This window comes from Microcoleus sp. M2_D5, from assembly GCF_036701935.1.
Classification (GTDB): Bacteria; Cyanobacteriota; Cyanobacteriia; order Cyanobacteriales; family Microcoleaceae; genus Microcoleus.
Window position 1 is genome coordinate 9,933 of sequence record NZ_JAUBRP010000043.1, and the last position, 17,917, is coordinate 27,849.

The 17,917-nt window shown below is 45.2% G+C and carries 16 protein-coding genes; 9 read left to right on the forward strand and 7 right to left on the reverse strand.

Annotation, left to right across the window (positions count from 1 at the left end):
- Positions 1–495 precede the first annotated feature (495 nt).
- The 3 genes from QUA50_RS18320 to QUA50_RS18330 all read right to left on the reverse strand — a co-directional run bounded on the left by QUA50_RS18320 (position 496) and on the right by QUA50_RS18330 (position 3,681).
- Positions 496–1,566: a hypothetical protein gene (locus QUA50_RS18320; protein WP_333265481.1), complete on the reverse strand. Its 1,071-nt coding sequence runs from the start codon at positions 1,564–1,566 to the stop codon at positions 496–498.
- A complete protein-coding gene (hetZ, locus tag QUA50_RS18325) occupies positions 1,559–2,740 on the reverse strand; it encodes a heterocyst differentiation protein HetZ (RefSeq protein WP_333265479.1) in 1,182 nt (393 codons plus the stop codon). Before hetZ ends, QUA50_RS18320 begins: the two co-directional genes overlap by 8 nt.
- A 683-nt stretch (positions 2,741–3,423) precedes the next feature.
- Positions 3,424–3,681: a hypothetical protein gene (locus tag QUA50_RS18330; protein WP_333265477.1), complete on the reverse strand. Its 258-nt coding sequence runs from the start codon at positions 3,679–3,681 to the stop codon at positions 3,424–3,426.
- Here QUA50_RS18330 and QUA50_RS18335 point away from each other — a divergent pair.
- Positions 3,681–4,220 carry a Dps family protein gene (locus tag QUA50_RS18335; protein ID WP_333265475.1) on the forward strand — a complete coding sequence of 180 codons (540 nt, stop codon included), beginning with the start codon at positions 3,681–3,683 and terminating at the stop codon, positions 4,218–4,220. The two genes, QUA50_RS18330 and QUA50_RS18335, sit on opposite strands and share 1 nt — an antisense overlap.
- 553 nt (positions 4,221–4,773) lie before the next feature.
- On the opposite strand, the gene QUA50_RS18340 is transcribed toward QUA50_RS18335, so the two are convergent.
- Both QUA50_RS18340 and QUA50_RS18345 read right to left on the reverse strand, forming a co-directional pair.
- A complete protein-coding gene (locus QUA50_RS18340) occupies positions 4,774–4,896 on the reverse strand; it encodes a hypothetical protein (RefSeq protein WP_333053255.1) in 123 nt (40 codons plus the stop codon).
- Between the two features lie 459 nt (positions 4,897–5,355).
- Entirely contained in the window at positions 5,356–5,589 is a 234-nt protein-coding gene (locus QUA50_RS18345; protein ID WP_333298782.1) for a glycosyltransferase family A protein, read from the reverse strand.
- Between the two features lie 679 nt (positions 5,590–6,268).
- Between QUA50_RS18345 and QUA50_RS18350 the strand changes: the two genes are divergently transcribed.
- The 6 genes from QUA50_RS18350 (at position 6,269) to QUA50_RS18375 (ending at position 13,600) form a co-directional block, all read left to right on the forward strand.
- Positions 6,269–7,300 (forward strand): glycosyltransferase family A protein, encoded by a 1,032-nt coding sequence (locus QUA50_RS18350; RefSeq protein ID WP_333265473.1) that lies wholly within the window; start codon positions 6,269–6,271, stop codon positions 7,298–7,300.
- 128 nt (positions 7,301–7,428) lie between these two features.
- Positions 7,429–8,880 carry an NAD(P)/FAD-dependent oxidoreductase gene (locus QUA50_RS18355; protein WP_333265471.1) on the forward strand — a complete coding sequence of 484 codons (1,452 nt, stop codon included), beginning with the start codon at positions 7,429–7,431 and terminating at the stop codon, positions 8,878–8,880.
- Between the two features lie 21 nt (positions 8,881–8,901).
- Positions 8,902–9,573 carry a nicotinamide riboside transporter PnuC gene (gene pnuC, locus QUA50_RS18360; RefSeq protein WP_333265469.1) on the forward strand — a complete coding sequence of 224 codons (672 nt, stop codon included), beginning with the start codon at positions 8,902–8,904 and terminating at the stop codon, positions 9,571–9,573.
- On the forward strand, positions 9,570–10,556 hold the full coding sequence (locus QUA50_RS18365) for an AAA family ATPase (protein ID WP_333265467.1): 987 nt from the start codon (positions 9,570–9,572) through the stop codon (positions 10,554–10,556). Before pnuC ends, QUA50_RS18365 begins: the two co-directional genes overlap by 4 nt.
- Positions 10,557–10,980: 424 nt before the next feature.
- A complete protein-coding gene (locus tag QUA50_RS18370; protein ID WP_333265464.1) occupies positions 10,981–12,342 on the forward strand; it encodes a branched-chain amino acid ABC transporter substrate-binding protein in 1,362 nt (453 codons plus the stop codon).
- Between the two features lie 181 nt (positions 12,343–12,523).
- Entirely contained in the window at positions 12,524–13,600 is a 1,077-nt protein-coding gene (locus QUA50_RS18375) for a branched-chain amino acid ABC transporter permease (protein WP_333262913.1), read from the forward strand.
- A 128-nt stretch (positions 13,601–13,728) separates the two neighbouring features.
- Here the strand turns inward: QUA50_RS18375 and QUA50_RS18380 are convergent, their stop codons facing one another.
- Complete coding sequence (locus tag QUA50_RS18380; protein WP_333265462.1) at positions 13,729–14,301, reverse strand: Uma2 family endonuclease; 573 nt, start codon at positions 14,299–14,301, stop codon at positions 13,729–13,731.
- A gap of 242 nt (positions 14,302–14,543) precedes the next feature.
- Between QUA50_RS18380 and QUA50_RS18385 the strand changes: the two genes are divergently transcribed.
- On the forward strand, positions 14,544–16,109 hold the full coding sequence (locus QUA50_RS18385) for an ABC transporter permease subunit (RefSeq protein ID WP_333265460.1): 1,566 nt from the start codon (positions 14,544–14,546) through the stop codon (positions 16,107–16,109).
- 143 nt (positions 16,110–16,252) lie between these two features.
- The gene (locus QUA50_RS18390) at positions 16,253–17,089 is read left to right on the forward strand and encodes a class I SAM-dependent methyltransferase (RefSeq protein ID WP_333265457.1); all 837 of its coding nucleotides are present in this window, start codon (positions 16,253–16,255) and stop codon (positions 17,087–17,089) included.
- A gap of 116 nt (positions 17,090–17,205) precedes the next feature.
- On the opposite strand, the gene QUA50_RS18395 is transcribed toward QUA50_RS18390, so the two are convergent.
- Positions 17,206–17,916, reverse strand: a complete 711-nt coding sequence (locus tag QUA50_RS18395) for a hypothetical protein (protein ID WP_333262907.1) — start codon at positions 17,914–17,916, stop codon at positions 17,206–17,208.
- Position 17,917: the final 1 nt, after the last annotated feature.

The following is a 17,917-nucleotide window of genomic DNA, read 5'->3' on the forward strand; positions in this document are numbered from 1 at the left end:
TTAGATTTTAGATTTTAGATTAAATCCACAGATAAATCTTGGCTTTAACTAATATCTAAATCTTATTTCCCTGTCAAACCATTTTAGATTTTAGATTTTAGATTAAATCCACAGATAAATCTTGGCTTTAACTAATACCTAAATCTTATTTCCCTGTCAAACCATTTTAGATTTTAGATTTTAGATTTTAGATTAAATCCACAGATAAATCTTGGCTTTAACTAATATCTAAATCTTATTTCCCTGTCAAGCGATTTTAGATTTTAGATTTTAGATTTTAGATTGAATCCACAGATAAATCTGGGTTTTAACTAATATCTAAATCTTGTTTCTATCTCATTAGATTTTAGCTTGAATCCACAGATGAATCTGGGGTATTGAACTAATATCTAACTTTTTTGGCTTTCCACGACCGAAGTCGAGGGATTGCATCTGTTTTGTGTGAGGTCAAACCACAGAGTAAATACCTACATTATTTACTCTAATTAAACCTTTCTAGTTGCTATCTTGTCCGACCCAAATTGGACGAATAGCAAACATCAAAGGTCTGGTCTCGAAGTTTTGGAATCGAACTTCTAGGGCATAAGTCTTGTTAGGTTGCGGGTCAAACAACTCCACACTTAAATGCCCGGAATTCGGACGATGTGCAGTTGCTTCGGCATCTCCTCCCTTGAGTTCCAAACTTCCTGCCCCCGGAAATTGGCACTCAACTCTTAAACACGGCATTGGCTGTTCTCTGTTGGGGTTCGACAGGTATTGAGCCTCCAGAGTCAGCGCACCCAAACCAGTCAGCCACTCCCGCGAAACCGGCGGCTGATTCACAGGACAATCGAGAGTTAGAGACTCAATGATTTCCTTGGCGGCCAACAGCGACAGCACCATTTGTTGATCGGTACTGGCTGCTTCGTAATTCGGGAAATCTTCTAAATCTAGAAGTCCCCGCAAAGAACCTCGGAGCACTAAACCAGCTAACTCGTTAAGTTCTTGAGACTGGCCCGGAAATAAGCCATCTACAGCGCGAACTAACTTCGAGCCTTGCCGCAGCGACGACATTACCAGTTCCTGACAAGGTTCTAGCAGTTGAGCAAAAACCCCTTGGGCGATCGGAATTGGCAGGCGGCCCCACCTGATATTTTGTAGTTGGGGAGTCCAGATGTGTAGGGGGGGAACCCATTGCGGGGCTACATCGTCTGGGTAATCGTGGTCGTAGCTTTTGAATTCTGTTTCCCAGGGGAACAGCGGCGGGTTGGATTCAATTTCGGCTCTAAGCCTTTCTTTTAACAAGGTCTGAAAACGGTCTTGCACGGTCGGTATTTCTCCAATTGTCAGCGGTTGTGCGGGTGCATTACTGTGCGCCCCCACTTGATAGTCCAGCGGGTCTGGTTCGTCCCATTCCCAGTATTCCACCCCGGAATTTTCTTCTGTGTCGCCCCACTCTTCTGAGCGAGGGGATGGATTGAGGTTTTCCTCATTTTCGTTAGAGGTATTCGCGATCGGCACCTGCAATATCCAGTCTAAAAAATGGCGATCGAAAGCCTCTGCATCCCTGTTCGTTTCGTTATTCATCACTAGATGCCCCTTCTCCGGAATCTGAACGATTTCGCAATTCCCACGCAAGTTCCAGCAATTTAAACCACCGCTTCTGTACCTGGGCTACCGTGCTACCCAGGGTTTGGGCGATCGCTGACTCTGACAGACCTTGTTGCTTCAACTTTAGCAAACGCTGTCCCTCTGGACCAATTTGCTCGCCAAAAGCCTGCCACTGAGAAGGCAGCAAACCCAAATTGCGGTCTAAATCTGCTTCCAGCCACTGGTGAACGAGTTCCCAGCGGTGCGACATAGCGAACCTGAGCAAATGGTACTTGAAGCGCTGCTGCAAATAGTCTCTTTGGCGGGGAGTTATGCCCAAAAGCGACTCTATTTCATTAGTCGGCAAGTCTTGCAAGCGCAGCACGAAGTAATCGGCGCAGTCTTGTTGATTGCGCTCTTTTAAGTAACCCACTAATTCGTCAATCACGTTTTGCCGCAGAGATTCTGACTCGTCGCCTAGGGGACGAATTGCCGCCGATCCCTGTCCGGCCATCGCTTCCCGCACTGAGTGCACCGATGTGTCATTCCAAGTTTGGTCGGAATCTGAAGCCCCTCCGTCGGCTGCTTGTTCCATATCTACGGAGGTTTCTTTGGGCTGCTGCTGGGAAAAGGTTTGGGCCCGTAAAATAATTAGTTGCTGGCTGCGGTTCCGAGGTAAAGGAATGCGCCGCTTGCCGAAGCGCTCTACAAAGGCCATGTACTCTGCTAGTTCTAAGCGAGTGCGGGGACTGTAGGTGGGTGGCAGTTGGGTTTCGCGCCGGAATGCCTTTAAAGCTTCGAGATAAAATCCTTGCAAAAAATCTTTGATCAGTTCTACTCGCGCCTGATAGCTAGACTGCACCTGCGGAGGGGTGATGTAGCGATAGACGATCGCGCTGAGGGTACTGTGCAATTCTACTCGCCCCGGCCCAGAGCCTAAATTGTAATAGTGGAGGCATTGTTGCAAGCGGTGCTGAGCTAGGGTCTGGGCTGAACCTTCTATATCTCCAGAGGTCTGAATCCGCTGGCTTTCTGTGCATATCCTGTTGACTTCTGCTGCGAGTCGCCCTGCTACATCTTGGCAGTTCTGCTCAGACGCGCGAGTGGACTTTTTAAGTTCGTCTAACAGCAGTTGAAATATGGTTTCCACGCTCTGGCAGATTTCCCGCATGATGGTTTACAGCTAACAATGAAAGTAGCACAGTTAGTAAGAGTATGGATAAATCTTTCCTACCGCTACTTTACCCCGTATTCCCCACATAGGACAAACTGCAATCCCGTCTTTCTCCTCTTTCGCGCCAACACAGAGAACTGCTTTTTTTATACGTCCTGGAGACGCCATCCGTTAAAAACCCGGTTTAAACAGTTGCCATTGCAACGATGGTTCATCCGAGTGTCGGGTTTGACCAAGCCTTCATGGGGGCCGAAAACGCTACACTGCGGTTGATACCTTCGGCTTAGTGCTGCGGCGGTCGCAGCAGCAAGTGTTCCTGAAGGTGAAGCGATCGCACAACTTATCCAGGCGGTCTACTATATGGGACAAAGGGTTTCATGGCTGTATTCGATCGGGGCCTGCCGCCACTTTTGCCATAAAGTTTCGACGGCGATCGCCCGTCTGTTTCTTGGCACCATCCTGGAACGTCGATTTAACGGTTGGACTCAATATCATTTCTAGCATCCCAATCACAGAGGTCAGCACCGCTGATGTCAGAAAATCTGTTTCCTAGCTTTCTAGGATAACTGGGGTTATATTTAATTCTAAGTCCCCTATGCCGTCATTTAAAGCAGCCCACACACTTAATTGTGTGGGATGTTGGTTAACTGGGACATAAATTCCTTGATTTTTACTAACAATCAGAGTGCAGCCTTTTTATATAGCGAGATTGAGCTGGGTTCCCCAGCAGCCCAATCGGTGCGATCGCCAAACAAAGGCGCTTCGGAACAAGAAGTTGGATTGCATCTATCTAAAGGTATCAATATTGCAATTACTTTCACCTGAAAAGCAGATATTTTACTCAAGTGCGATCGTCTTCGATCGTCCTCTGGGTTGATGTAAGTGGGTGGCGAAATTTGTTCTAATAGTAAAGTTAGAGTTGAAGGAACAATTTTCAATGCGTAAGTTAAACATAGGTCTATCTGACGAGCAACGTGCAGGCGTTATCGAACTATTAAATCGCGACCTGTCAGATGCTTATCTGCTGTTAATCAAAACCAAAAAGTATCACTGGGATGTAGTTGGCCCGCAGTTTCGATCGCTCCACCAGTTGTGGGAAGAACACTACCAAGTATTAACTGAAAATATCGATGCTATGGCCGAACGGGTGAGAGCTTTAGGCGGCTATCCAATTGGTACTGCTGAGGGTTTTCTCAAGTATGCCTCGATCAAAGAACATATTGGCGATTTGCCTTTAGCGACTGAGATGGTGTCGCGTTTAGTTGACGACCACGAACTGATTATTCGCAATCTCCGCCAACACGTCGAACAGTGCGGCGAAGAGTTTAAGGATGACGGAACTGCCGACTTTTTGACTGGTTTGATGGAACAGCACGAACAAATGGCTTGGATGTTGCGATCGTTTATTGAAGGGGAATCCCTTGCGCCCGATGGTAAGAAGCCGCAAGCTCAAACTGCTACAGCTTCTCACGCTTAGAGAGATTAGGTAGACGGAAGAAAGAAGGAAGAATGGAAAATTTAGATTTTTTTATTTAACCCTCTTTCCTGATTCTCGATGGAGCAACCAGTCAAAATTAAACGCCCTCTAGCTTCCTCAAAAACCCGGTTTCTTCAACAAACCGGGTTTTTCAATGTTGGGTTTATTTAGATTTTAGATTTCCTAAACTGTTGAATCGCATTCTTTCGTATACCTGCGACGGTAACATTCTGTGAGCCTTCGTGCGAGTCTCAATCCTAGAAAGTGTCTTCCCTGCACTCGATTCTGATGCTTGTTTTAACTCTAACCCTGATTCAGTTGGCGCTGGAAATATTATTTTTAATATACTTTCTATTGACAGCAGATACAAAATGTGGCTCACAAATCCCATAGATAAATCTTCTTTGAAAGCTCGATACAGCCAAGATAATGTACTGTGGTGATTGGCGCTGCGGTTTCTTTTGACAGCTAAGTAATGAGAATTAAATAACTTCCACTCTTGAAAGTGGGACGGGCGGGACGCCCATCCCAGAATAACAATTAAAATTGTAAGTTATTTAATTCGCGAGCCTAAGTAAATGTAAAAGTTGCTGCTATAGCAGCGATAAATGCTGCTGGGAATTTCGGGATGTTGCTGCCGGATATCTGCCATAATTAAAGAGTGAGATTTTGCCATTGCTGCATAGGATCGCGAATTAAATAATTTACACTCTTGAAAGTGGGTTGAGCTCTTATAGCCCGCCCTTTATCGAGGGGCGGGACGCCCATCCCACAAGAACCATCACGCATTCTAAGTTATTTAATTCTCATTCCATAGTTGCTAGATATACTGCTGGCAATCGGTCGATAGGCAACTAAGCATTGTGGTATGACTTTAAATTGATAATGTTTGGCTATGTGCCGTTGTAACCGCCGATTTTTGCAAAACAAACGCTGCGGATTAGAGATGAGCTGGCATTGCCTATAAAATATTTATAAATTAATGCTGTGTAAACTTCTCCTTCGATGGTGGAGTATAAAATCCACCTGTGAGCAAGTCTTTTTCATTTATATCAACTTACCAGGAATAGACAACTCCGACAAAGGGTGCTGGGGAGTTCAGGCATTTTACTTATTTTTCTAGGTTTTGCGGATATTAAATATCGTCGGCATGGATGCGAGCGATATATTCGCCTTTTGAGTTCTCAATTGCTAGGTTGCTGGCGAGGGCGGCGTCGGCACTTGATTGGTGGAATAAGCTGACTAGGCTATCTTTTTGAGCAAAAGATTGGACTATTTCGGCTGTTGTATCTGTAGTGCCGTCACCAACTACTAAAAGTTGTATGTTTTGACAATTTTGAGAGAAGAAAGACTCTCTGGTTTGAGAAATAAAAAATCAGCTTTGTAAGCTGGTATGATGACTGAAACTAAGGGCGTATTTAAAGTGTTTTGGAAGGTTTTCATGTAATATAAAAACTTGTTTGTGTAAAAGTTTTGGTTCAAAGGGAACTAGCTAAGGGTATGTTAGCAAATTACCAAAGCTCGATCGTACAGCGTCGGAAATTTTAAGACGTATATTTAAAATATATTGCCAAAAGTCATAAAATGTGTATGGAGTCCGCAGTCGCGATCGACACTTGGTGCAGGAGTCACTGGCGGATGAGGTCTGTAAAAGAAATTCTACCGCGCAAGTCATGACAGTTCCCGGTGTCCGTATAAAGTATGTTTGATTTTATACGGTGTGCCTACTTATAAAATCAAAGTCTTGTGCATTGCAACACAGTCGCACCAAAAGGCTGCTGGGGCTTTTTCGCAAGTTTATACAAACAATGATATATTTAAAGATTTTGTAAAGGTGTTGTCTACATCAGGTCACTCTGAGCAAGAGATGGCGTAAAATAGAAGTAAGAATGGGTAAAATTAAATCGAGAATACCAGAAAAAAATATAGTTGAAGATCAACAAAAATCGAGTTATAAATAAAAAAGTAGAGCTGATTTTACCCTTTGTAAAGTAGCACCCATAAAATTCCAGCAAATTTTAGCCCCTGCAATTTAAACAATTTAGGTAATGATTTCTACCGCCGACCCCACTGTATCCGTTATTATCCCAGTCCACAACGGGGGCTCTTACTTCCGCACCTGTTTGTCAAAACTGGCTCAAACTGTGCCCAGGCCGATCGAGATTATTGTAGTAGCAGATGGCGAAAGCGACGGTTCTTGGCGTCTGGCCCAGGAATTCGGCGCCAAAGTGATCAGGATTCCCGAATGCGGAGGGCCAGCGCGGGCCAGGAATTTGGGTGCCCAGGCTGCAAAGGGAGATATTCTGTTTTTTGTGGATGCTGATGTCGCTGTTTGTCCAGAAGCTGTGGGCTATGCGATATCGGTGTTCAAAAATAATCCCTACCTAGCTGCTTTCATCGGCTCTTACGACGACGATCCTGGAGATCCTGATTTTCTATCGCAGTACAGGAACTTGCTGCACCACTACGTGCACCAAACAGGTAACGAAGAAGCTTCGACTTTTTGGGGCGCTTGCGGAGTGATTCGCCGGGAAATTTTTTTGCAAATGGGTGGCTTTAATGAGAGTTACCGCCAAGCTTCGATCGAAGATATTGAGTTCGGCTACCGTTTGAAACAAGCAGGTTATAACATTCGGCTGTGCAAAACATTGCAGGTGAAGCATTTAAAGCGGTGGAAACCTATGGGTATGGTGAAAGCTGACTTTTTCTACCGAGCGCTGCCTTGGACAGAACTGATTTGGCGCGATCGCCAATTGAATAACGACCTCAACTTGCAAGTCTCGAACCGCATCAGCGTGATTTTAACTTATGCAGTCCTGCTGGCAACTTTGGGAACCTGCTGGTCGCTAAGCTTTCTGCTACTGGCTGGTTTGCTGGCCATACCGCTGGTAGCAATTAATGCACCGCTTTACCGATTTTTTCACCGTAAACACGGTATGCTATTTGCCCTGAAAACTATTCCGTGGCACTGGCTTTTCTACTTTTACAGCGGACTGGCATTCGCGATCGGCACTGGTCGCTACTTATACCAAAAAAAGCCTGTGACTGGCAAAGTTAGCTTGCCAGTATCCGCTCAATAAATCAAGGCAAAGTGTGCTTAAACATCAGGTCGATCGCTCGTTTCTCAGGGTATTCACGGGTGCATCTATCACTGTGACAAGTTATAAATAACTGTATAGTTTCGATAAAAAAGCTGGAGGTAGGCTGAGTGAAACATTATCCGGTTGCGATCGTCGGTGCAGGCCCTGCGGGCTTGACTGCTGCCTACGAGCTAGTCAAGCAAGGCATCATCCCTGTTGTACTAGAAAAAGATGATAAAGTTGGGGGAATAGCTCGCACAGAAACCTACAAAGGCTATCGTTTCGACATTGGCGGCCACCGCTTTTATACTAAAGTTGAAGCCGTGCAGCAGTTGTGGCAAGAGGTACTGGGAAATGAGTTTATTAAAGTGCCACGATTGTCGCGAATTTTTTATCGAGGTAAATTTTTCAACTATCCGATTAGTGCCTTCAATACTCTCTTTAATTTGGGGATAATTGAGAGTACGCTGATTATTTTGAGTTATCTGAAAGTGAAAATATGGCCACTTACCGAAGAAAAAACTTTTGAACAATGGGTGATCAATCGTTTTGGCGAACGCTTGTATAAAACATTTTTTAAGACTTACACAGAAAAAGTTTGGGGCATTCCTTGTTCGGAAATTCAAGCAGATTGGGCGGCGCAGCGGATTAAAGGATTGTCGCTGACGACAGCAATAATTAATGCTTTGTTTGGCAGCAATGACACTAAAACATTAATCAAAGAGTTTGATTATCCGGCTTTGGGGCCGGGGATGATGTGGGAAAAGTTTGCGGAAGCTGTGGAGAATAAAGACGGCAAAGTTTATCTCGATACAAAAGTGATTAGCTTTGAGCGTGAAGGTAATAAGATTAAAAGTATTACTGCGGAGGAAAACGGAGAATTAGTTCAATATTCTGCTGATAATTTCATTACCAGTATGCCGATATCGGCGCTGATAGCAAGAATGAAACCGCAGCCCCCCGAAGAGGTATTGCACGCCGCGAGATCGCTCAAATATCGAGATTTTTTGATTGTAGCGCTGATTGTCGATCGCAAGGATTTGTTTCCTGACAACTGGATTTACATTCACTCTCCCGAAGTCAAAGTGGGACGAATTCAAAACTTTAAGAATTGGAGCGCTGCTTTAGTTCCTGACGCTAGCAAAAGTTGTTTGGGAATGGAATATTTCTGTAGCGTAGGCGACGAGATTTGGGAAATGTCGGACGCGGAACTTGTCAAATTAGCAACTAGCGAATTGGTTGGTTTGGGGTTAGCAACAACTCCTGATGTGCAAGATGGAGTTGTCATACGGCAACTTAAAGCTTATCCAGTTTATGATGGGGAATATCGAGGACACTTGCAGGTACTTGAAGGTTTTTTGAAGGGATTTGAGAATTTGCAGACGATCGGGCGAAACGGTATGCACCGATACAACAACCAAGACCATTCTATGCTGACGGGGATGCTGGCTGTGAGAAATATTATCGGGGAAAAGCACGATTTGTGGGATGTGAATACTGAGCGATCGTACTATGAAGATTTTAGTGTCGATCGCTCAAAAGAAAAAAAGGATTCGGATTTGATTTCGCAGTCCATATAGCCAGCCGAAATAGGGATTGCCATGAAAAAAGCGAACCTGCAAAACTTAATCGGCTTCGCAGCAAGCATCTTCGTGCTCCTGCTTTCAGTGCAGTGGTTTGTCCCTATCCAACTCGACTTAATCGAAGCGATAGCCGCGATCGCTTCTGCTTGGAGCGTTTGGCTGCTTGCTAAAAACAATCCCCTAGGCTGGTGGGTCGGCTTAATCGGAGTTATCGCCTACGCTGCGGTGTTTTATCAAGTTAAACTTTACGGCGAAGTTGCGATTCAATTCTTCTATTTAATCACGAGCTTGCAAGCAATTTATATTTGGCTGCGGGGCGGCGAAAACAGCACCGAAAAACCTGTATGTCGCATGAACCAACGCTGGCTCATCCTCACCGCAGTCTTAGTTACAGTTGGCGTATTTGGCTTGCGAACAGTATTAGTATCTTTGGGCGGTGCAGCACCCTTTTGGGACGCCCTGACCACCATCTTAAGCGCGCTCGCCCAGTTGTACCTGATGGAACGCTATCTCGAAAGCTGGTATTTGTGGATTGTTGCAGACACGATTTACGTTCCCTTGTATGCCTCGCGGGGGCTATATCTGACGAGTATTTTGTACGCGATATTTTGCTTGATGGCAATTCACGGACTGCAAAATTTTCAGCGGATTTACTCGGAACAAAAGTTAAAACAGCAGCAATCTTTATGATACTCGGTGTTACTGTAGGCAAATTTTACCCCTTCCACAAAGGACACGACTACTTAATTCGAGAAGCTAAAAAAAAAGTTGACCGTTTAATCGTTCTCGCCTGTTACAAAACAAATCAAGCAGTTGCAGGAAGCGTTAGAGCCGACTGGATTCGGTTTTTGCATCCCGACGCAGAAGTTATCGAAGTGCTCGACGATTTGCCGGAAGCCCCCGAACCTTGGGCTCAGAGGACTCTTGAGGTGCTTTCCGGGCGAAAACCCGATATCGCTTTTACTTCAGAAGATTACGGCGAACCTTGGGCAAAACTGATGGGATCTCAACACTGTGCAGTCGATCGCGAACGACTCAAATTCCCGATTTCTGGAACGCAATTGCGATCGCACCTAGCCGAACACTGGCAAATGCTAACTCCCCCAGCCAAGGCCTACTTTGCCAAACGAGTCTGCGTGCTGGGTGTAGAATCGAGCGGCACGACTACCCTAGCACGATCGCTCGCACAGCACTACCAAACTGCTTGGGTTCCCGAATACGGCAGGTGTTACTGGGAAGGCAGGCAATATTCCCCCGATCCAGAAATTTGGGACAGCTATGAATTTGTAGAAATTGCCAAGAAACAAGCTGCTATAGAAGACGATATTGCTACTCGCGCTAACAAAGTGGTTATTTGCGATACAGACGCTTTAGCTACTTGTATTTGGCACAAACGTTACGTTGGTTCGGAACACCCGACGGTCGAGCAAATTGCAGACAGCCGCCGCTGCGATTTGTATATTTTGACTCAGCCGGATTTCGGGTTTGTTCAGGATGGAACGCGAGAAAGCGAACATTTACGGATGATTATGCACCAGTGGTTTGTTGAGGTTCTTCAGAAGAAAGGAAAGCGGTATATGATTGTGGGAGGAACGCACGAGTTGCGAATGTCGGAGGCTCTACGGGCGATCGATTCGCTGTTGGTGTTTGAAGCGTTAAAAGAGCTAGAGTAATGATTAATTAGGAATATTTTAGTGCCGATCGCTCACAGGGAAAAAGGGATTCATCTTTGATTTCGCAATCAAGCGGATTTGACGCTGGGGGGTTGAAAAAGGGAAAGGAAATTTGTATTTTCCTTTCTCTTTTAAATTTTAACTGGTTTAACTGGTTTTAACTGGTTCCCACGCTCTGCCTGCAAACCCATTTCACTCTTGCTCTACCTCGTGTGCTGGAAGCAGACCCTCCCCGTAGGCATTCCCCGGCAGAGCCTGGGAACGAGAAACAGAGCCTGGGAACGATAGAAAACGAGAGAAACAGCTTGTTGCAGCGGTGTATCTTTAAAAGTTGGTCTAAAATTTGAAAATTTGTGCTAACCCTTGACTACATAGTTAAAACAGTGAAAATATGCTAAGACGCAAGCAACAAACAAACCAACCTATGAACTTTTCCCAGAAGTCAGGGGGCAAAAGTGCCACATCCCCAAAAATCAACTCAACACAAAATCTCGGCGTCGGAGGATTGCGGAAATTACTTTTTGCCGCCGGAATAGCCTCTCTGTGCGCTAGCTGTCAAAATCCTCAAGCACCCACCGCCACAACTCCCGGAGGCAGCCCCGGAACCAGTCCCGCAGCCACTCCCGTCGCAGTCAGCAGCCCCGGAGACCCAAATACTGTCAAAATTGTCTCCATGCTGCCGATGACAGGCAGCGCCTTGGGTCAAGCTCAAACAATGGTCAACGGCATCCAACAAGCCCTAGCCGAAACCAACTCCAAAGCTTGCGACGGCAAAATCCAAATTCAATACGAAGTTTTCGACGACGCCACCGCCGCGGCCGGCAAATGGGATCCGGCCCAAGTAACGTCTAATTCCAACAAAGCCGTGGCTGACGGTTCGGTAGTTGCCGTCATCGGTCACTATAACTCCGGTGCCGCCAAACTTTCCATTCCCGTGCTCAACCAAGCTAACATCGTCATGATCAGTCCGGCGAACACTTATCCGGGACTGACTAAACCAGGAAAAGGCGAAGCCAAAGAACCCAACGTTTATTATCCCGCAGGCACTCGCAATTTCACCCGCGTTGTCCCCGCTGACGACCTTCAAGGGGCTGTAGCTGGCAACTGGGCAAAATCTTTAGGCGTGCAAAAAGTATACATTCTCGACGACCAAGAACTCTACGGCAAAGGCATCGCTGATGTTTTTGAAGCCACTGCTAAAAAGTTGGGAATTCAAGTCCTCGGAAGAGAGGGAATTGATATTAAAGCTAGCGACTACAAGGCGTTAATGAATAAGATCAAAGCTTTAAATCCAGACCTGATTTACTTCGGCGGCACTACTCAAAGCAATGCCGGACAAATAATTAAAGACATGAGAAATGTTGGGATGGCGGCTGAGGCAGTTAAATTCATGGGGCCCGACGGCATTAAAGAGCAAGCTTTAATTGACGCGGCGGGCAAAGATGCGGAAGGAATTTACGCTACTTTTGGCGGCTTGCCTCCTCAAGAATTGACTGGTGCGGGCGCGAATTGGTACGAAAGTTACAAGGCAAAATATAATGCTGAACCGGAAGCTTATGCAGCTTACGCCTATGAAGCTGCTAAAGTTGCGATCGGCGCAATTAATAAAGTTTGCAAAAATGACCGCGCTGCTATCCGCGAAGCTGTGTTGGCAACTAAAGATTTTAACGGGGTACTCGGCACTTGGAGTTTTGACACCAACGGCGACACGAGCTTGACTACAATGTCAGGAAATGTGGTTAAAGGTGGCAAGTGGGAGTTCGTGAATGCGCTCAAGACGGAATAATTAGTTAGTTGTCAGTTGTCAGTTGTCAGTTGTCAGTTGTCAGTTGTCATTAGGACGCATTCATACTAAAGAAACCGGGTTTTTACTGGATTTAAGGTTTCGATCGAGTTGTTTCGGAAAAAAACCCGGTTTCTGTCTCGCTCCCCAATTCCCGATTACCGATTACCAATTACCGAAAGTTATGAAAAACTGGCCGCGTATTCTCTTATATCTAGGTGTAGCTTATATAGTTTTGTTATTAGGCCCGATCGCCGGATTAGATTTGCCAAAAATCCTTGGAGAAATAGTCAGCAATCCTGAAGTTTTTATCCAACAATTATTAGTAGGTCTGGTCAACGGCGCGCTGATTGCAATTATTGCTTTGGGTTACACTATGGTTTACGGCATTATTGAGTTAATCAATTTTGCTCACGGCGATTTGTATATGTTGGGTGCTTTTGCTTCCCTAACCGTGTTCGGAGCTTTTGGGATTCAAGATGGCGCACCTTTAGGTATTGCTATACCGGTGATGTTAGTTGCTTTAATTGTATGTTCGGTGTTTTGTGCTGGACTCAATATTGTTGTGGAAAAGTACGCTTATCGGCCTTTGCGAAATGCTCCCCGTTTAGCTCCTTTAATTTCAGCGATTGGAGTTTCTTTTATTTTCCAAAATATGGGGCTGTTTTGGGGAGGATTGAAAGCTTTTATTCCGGTGATGGGTTCTAATTCTGCTGCTCCGAAAAGCTTTCCAGATTTGTTGCCGCGAGTTGATATTTTCAAAGCTTTGGGAATTCAAACGAGTATTGTATTTACTACCAAGGATTTAATTGTGTTGGTGGTGGCGGTTGTATTGATGGTTTTGCTTCACGTGTTTGTCCAGTACACTCGTCTGGGAAAGGCGATGCGGGCAACGGCTCAAAGCCGCGATGCTGCTAAAATTATGGGGATTAATGTAGATCAGATTATTGCTCTGACTTTTTTGATTGGTGGAGCTTTGGCTGGTTCTGCGGGTATTTTGGTGGGTTTGTACAACAATACGATCGTGTTTACGATGGGGTTTACGGCGGGTTTGAGAGCTTTTACGGCGGCGGTTTTGGGGGGAATTGGCAATATTGTCGGGGCGATGTTGGGAGGCGTTTTGATTGGGTTGCTTTCGTCTTTGAGCGACCAGTATTTATCGAGCCGCTGGACTAATGCTTGGGTGTTTGGGGTTTTGGTGGTGATTTTGGCTTTTCGGCCTGGGGGTTTGTTGGGCGAAAATGTTCAGGAGAAGGTTTGAAATTTTGGGTTTAAATAATCGCAAGAGATATTTAAGTAGACATGAAAAAACAGCGCAGGCAGCTCCCAGATTTTTCATATAAGTTGGGGAACTAAAAGCGAGATCGTTTTACGTTTTAGTTTTACCTTTTAAATATTCCCTGGTTTGAGCCAGCTAAAAACTTCGCCTAAAGTCAACTGCATTTCCGGCATGAATTTGGGAACCGGAAGTATATCTGTTGCTTCTTGCAAGGAAATAGGCTGCTGCCTTGCGGGATAAGCTAAAATGTTTTTTTCATCGGGATCGAGCAACCAACCCATCTGACAACCGGCATTCAAACAGTGCAAAATATTGTTTGTGACTTTGGTTTGGCTTTGGGCTGGGGACAAAATTTCTATTGTCCAGTCTGGGTGATCGTTAAATGTATTGGCAATTTCGCCGTCAGCGTCTAGGGGAATGCGATTCCAAACAAAAATGGCGACATCGGGAACAATAGAACGTCCGCCAAAGGTGCAGCGAAGTTCGGGTAGGGCTAGGGCAATTTGCGGTTTCTCTGCGATGTCGTTGGTGACTGTTACGAGTCTGCCTTGTAGTTTGCTGTGTTTTCCTTGCGGCATAGGTTTTTGGACGATCGCACCTTTGATGTATTCGCTAGCGGGTTTGGTTTCTGGGAGTTGCAAAAACTCGTCGAGGGTGATAGTTTTTTGAGGTGCTTGTACCATATAGCGATCGCCCGTTTGAAGTGTGTTCCGGTAACAGTTCCAGTATATAGCAGTTGACAGTTGACAGTTGACAGTTGACAGTTGACAGTGAACAGTGAACAGTGACTAAAGACTAATGGTAAGGTGCGTCGCTCATCGATTGTCTATTTTTTTGAGGGATTAAAGGTGGCGACGCACCCTACGACTTACCTCTTGCTTCTATCCTTTACATCCGTGGAGCGACTCCGTTGCCGAACTTCCTTATGTCAAACAAAATAATCCAAGCAATTAAATCGAGCGGTATTTTAGGAGCGATCGGCTCTTTAACAGTCCTCCTATTCGGGGGTTGGAGCGGCACCGTGATCGGCTGGCTGATGGGTACGGCGGCAGGGTTTATGAGCTGTCGGGATCGGAAGGTTTACAGCCCGAAAATGGGTGCTGCGATCGGCAGTTTAGCGGGTTTGGGATTGGGAGTTTGGCTGTTAGTTGCGAGTGTGGTAGAAGGGGTTTTGATTAGACCTTTTTCTGGGCAATCGGCTGTGGCTTTGCCGACTACGCTGCTGTACGGGATTTGCAGTTTGACGATCGCCATTTTGACAGCTACGTTAATGGGTGCTTTGCAGGGTTTGCAGGGGGAACGGCAGCGGCTGGCAACTCTGGTGACATTAGCTTTTCTTCTAATTCTGTTTCCCTTTATCGACATTCAGGCTCAGACTGGCTGGATTGCTACTGTAGTACAGATTCAAATCTTTATTATGTTGGCGCTGGGTTTGAATATTACTGTGGGTTTTGCGGGTTTGTTGGATTTGGGATATGCGGCGTTTTTTGCGATCGGCGCTTACACGACGGCTTTGCTATCTTCTGGGCAGTTAAATATTGCTTGGAATTTTTGGGTGGTACTCCCGATCGCGGCCGGTGTAGCTGCGATCGCGGGCGTAATCCTGGGTATTCCGACGCTGCGGCTCAGGGGCGATTATTTGGCGATCGTTACCCTCGGTTTCGGCGAAATTATCCCGGTTGTCTTTAGGAATTTAACCGCGATTCGGATCGACGAACCAGTCTCGAAGATTGTCGCTGCTGTTTTGGGTAAACCAGAGTTGGTGCTGTGTCTGGTTGGGTGCGATCGACCTTTTAACCTCACCGGGGGCGAAGCGGGCATAAACCCGATCGGGCGTCCATCTCTCCCCATCGTCGGCACTTTCAGCACCGGCAACTATTTTCCCTGGTACTACCTAATTTTGCTGCTAGTTGTCTTCGCTTACTTCATGATTTCGCGGCTGCGAGATTCCCGCTTGGGGAGGGCGTGGAATGCCATGCGCGAAGATGAGTTAGCGGCTAGTGCGATGGGCATTAACCTGGTCAAAACCAAACTTTCGGCTTTTGCGATGGGAGCGACGTTTTCGGGCTTTGCAGGCGCGTTTTACGCCGCCTATATCAGCGCGATTTTTCCCAGCGTTTTCGATTTCTCGGTGTCGGTAATCATCCTGTGTATGGTGATTTTAGGCGGTTTGGGCAACATGACCGGGGTGATTTTGGGGGCTATCATTATCATGTCTGCCGATCGGCTTTATCTGCCACAATTAGCGCAAGTCCTCAAGGGTTTTCTGAATACTTTTGTACTCCCCAGGATTGCAATTCCCCAGTTGCGAGACTTTCTGGCAACCAGTTTAGACCCGATTCAAATGCGCTTATTTCTATTCGGCCTAACTCTTGTTGTCATGATGATCGTGCGGCCGGAGGGGCTGATTCCTGATAAGATACACCAAGCTGAACTGCATTCTGATGGTGAAGCGAGCAATGAGTCTTTAGCAGATGCGAGAAGTCAATAAGTAGGTAAGGGCAAAAACCCTAGTATTTGGTAGGCGGGTTGAGCTAAGAATCTAGGATACAAGGGAGTTTACGAGTGTAAAACTCCCCTCCCCATCTAATGTTTACTTGTAACCAACTACTTAGTAAGGGTGAAAGGTTAGCCATGAAAAATGTAACTGGTACGGCTTTTATCGTTGCGGAATTTAGAGCTGAAGAGAATGAAGAGGCAATTCCTCTTTACACTGATAATGTAGTAAAAATTTGGCTCAACGAGGAAACAAAAGAAGTAGCTGCAAAAATAGCTCAAAACTCTCCCGCCGCTAAAGAAATGGTTAAGTTGCGGACTAAATATTTTGATGATGTTTTGTCAAATCACATTTTAGGAGGTTGCAAGCAAGTAGTTATTTTAGGTTCGGGTTTGGATACTCGCGCCGCTAGAATTAATGGAGAAGGAGTGATTTATTTTGAAATAGACGACCAGGCGACTCTTCAATTAAAAGAAGAAACTCTCAAAGCTAACAAAGTTACTGCCAATGCTCGCTACATTCCCGGCGACTACGTAAAAGATGGTTTAATCCCCTTGCTGAAACAGAGCGAATTTGATTTCGCTCGACCGACATATTTCTTGTGGGAAGGCAACACTACTTTGCTTGACAAAAAAGATGTAATATTTGTGTTAGAACAAATTCGCGACAAGGTTCATAATTTCCGATTGTCCTTTGATTATATGTCGGAAAAGGTGATTTTGAGAACGACGGGGTATCAAGATATCAATGATTACATAGATAAATACGAAAGTATGTATGCACCGTGGATTACGGGGTTTGAAAAGATTGCTACTTTGGCTGACGAACTGAATCTCAAAGTTATTGAAAACTTTTCGACTGCCGATTTACACGCACAATATCGCCCTGGCCGTTCGCTAGAATCTAATCTTTTCAAATTCTATTTTGTTTGTACCTTAGAAAATGCAGTAGGGGGCGTCAGTCAAGAGATTTGACTCAACTGACACAATTTGCTGCTGACTCACCGCAGAGTACAGACGATCGCACTTTGTGTGTACGCTAGAAAATGCAGGAGGGTGCGTCAGTGATTTCTGGGACAATCGCAAACCATTTATTGGGTGAAGCGAATTCGTAAAGAATCAATCAGACGGTGTTTAGTCAACCAATCTTTTACCTCTGGCGTTAAAAGTTCCAGGGTAGCACCCTCATTAGCAGCCACTCTCAGAAAACGAAGCACTGCTTCAGGAACCTCATCAGCATTTAAGCCATCCCAGCACTGCTTTAATTCCTCAATTAGCCGATCGACTCTTTCAAAATCCTCACTGCTTTGGGGAATTGAGTTTGATTCCAGAATTTGCAAATCTAAACTTCTAATCCGTTGGACAGTTGACTTAAATGCCGAAACTTTATCCAATAAATTTAGGATTTCATTATTAGCGCTTGGCCTATTTTGATTTCGGTAGCGCCACCAAGCTTGACTGAGTTGCTCTTCCAGAGCTTTTTGCAATTGTTTTATCCTAGAAGTGAAATTTTTTTCGTTGAAATTTTCATTATTTATAATCCACTCAGGATCTTCTTTAAATTTTGACTCAACATTAGCAATAAATGTCAGCAGAATCTCAGCCTTTTGAGTTAAATCCACATTGGCAATTCCTTTTTTACGAAAAGCTCTCAAACATTGAACGAGAGGTAGAGTTATAGCCACAGCTTGCTCTATTTGTTGTTGTCGAGATTGAAAACCTTGAAGATGGGTTGCATAGGTCTGAAGATTAATTTTATTTTGAGATAAGTCAATCAGTTGAGTGGATTTTTCTAGAAGCATA

Coding starts and splice junctions, on each gene's coding strand:
- QUA50_RS18320 (WP_333265481.1), bottom strand. CDS start 1,566: ATGAATAACGAAACGAACAGGGATGCAGAGGCTTTCGATCGCCATTTT.
- pnuC (WP_333265469.1), top strand. CDS start 8,902: ATGAAAAAAGCGAACCTGCAAAACTTAATCGGCTTCGCAGCAAGCATC.
- QUA50_RS18390 (WP_333265457.1), top strand. CDS start 16,253: ATGAAAAATGTAACTGGTACGGCTTTTATCGTTGCGGAATTTAGAGCT.
- QUA50_RS18370 (WP_333265464.1), top strand. CDS start 10,981: ATGAACTTTTCCCAGAAGTCAGGGGGCAAAAGTGCCACATCCCCAAAA.
- QUA50_RS18385 (WP_333265460.1), top strand. CDS start 14,544: ATGTCAAACAAAATAATCCAAGCAATTAAATCGAGCGGTATTTTAGGA.
- QUA50_RS18350 (WP_333265473.1), top strand. CDS start 6,269: ATGATTTCTACCGCCGACCCCACTGTATCCGTTATTATCCCAGTCCAC.
- QUA50_RS18340 (WP_333053255.1), bottom strand. CDS start 4,896: ATGGCAAAATCTCACTCTTTAATTATGGCAGATATCCGGCAGCAACAT.
- QUA50_RS18335 (WP_333265475.1), top strand. CDS start 3,681: ATGCGTAAGTTAAACATAGGTCTATCTGACGAGCAACGTGCAGGCGTT.
- QUA50_RS18395 (WP_333262907.1), bottom strand. CDS start 17,916: ATGCTTCTAGAAAAATCCACTCAACTGATTGACTTATCTCAAAATAAA.
- QUA50_RS18365 (WP_333265467.1), top strand. CDS start 9,570: ATGATACTCGGTGTTACTGTAGGCAAATTTTACCCCTTCCACAAAGGA.
- hetZ (WP_333265479.1), bottom strand. CDS start 2,740: ATGCGGGAAATCTGCCAGAGCGTGGAAACCATATTTCAACTGCTGTTA.
- QUA50_RS18380 (WP_333265462.1), bottom strand. CDS start 14,301: ATGGTACAAGCACCTCAAAAAACTATCACCCTCGACGAGTTTTTGCAA.
- QUA50_RS18375 (WP_333262913.1), top strand. CDS start 12,524: ATGAAAAACTGGCCGCGTATTCTCTTATATCTAGGTGTAGCTTATATA.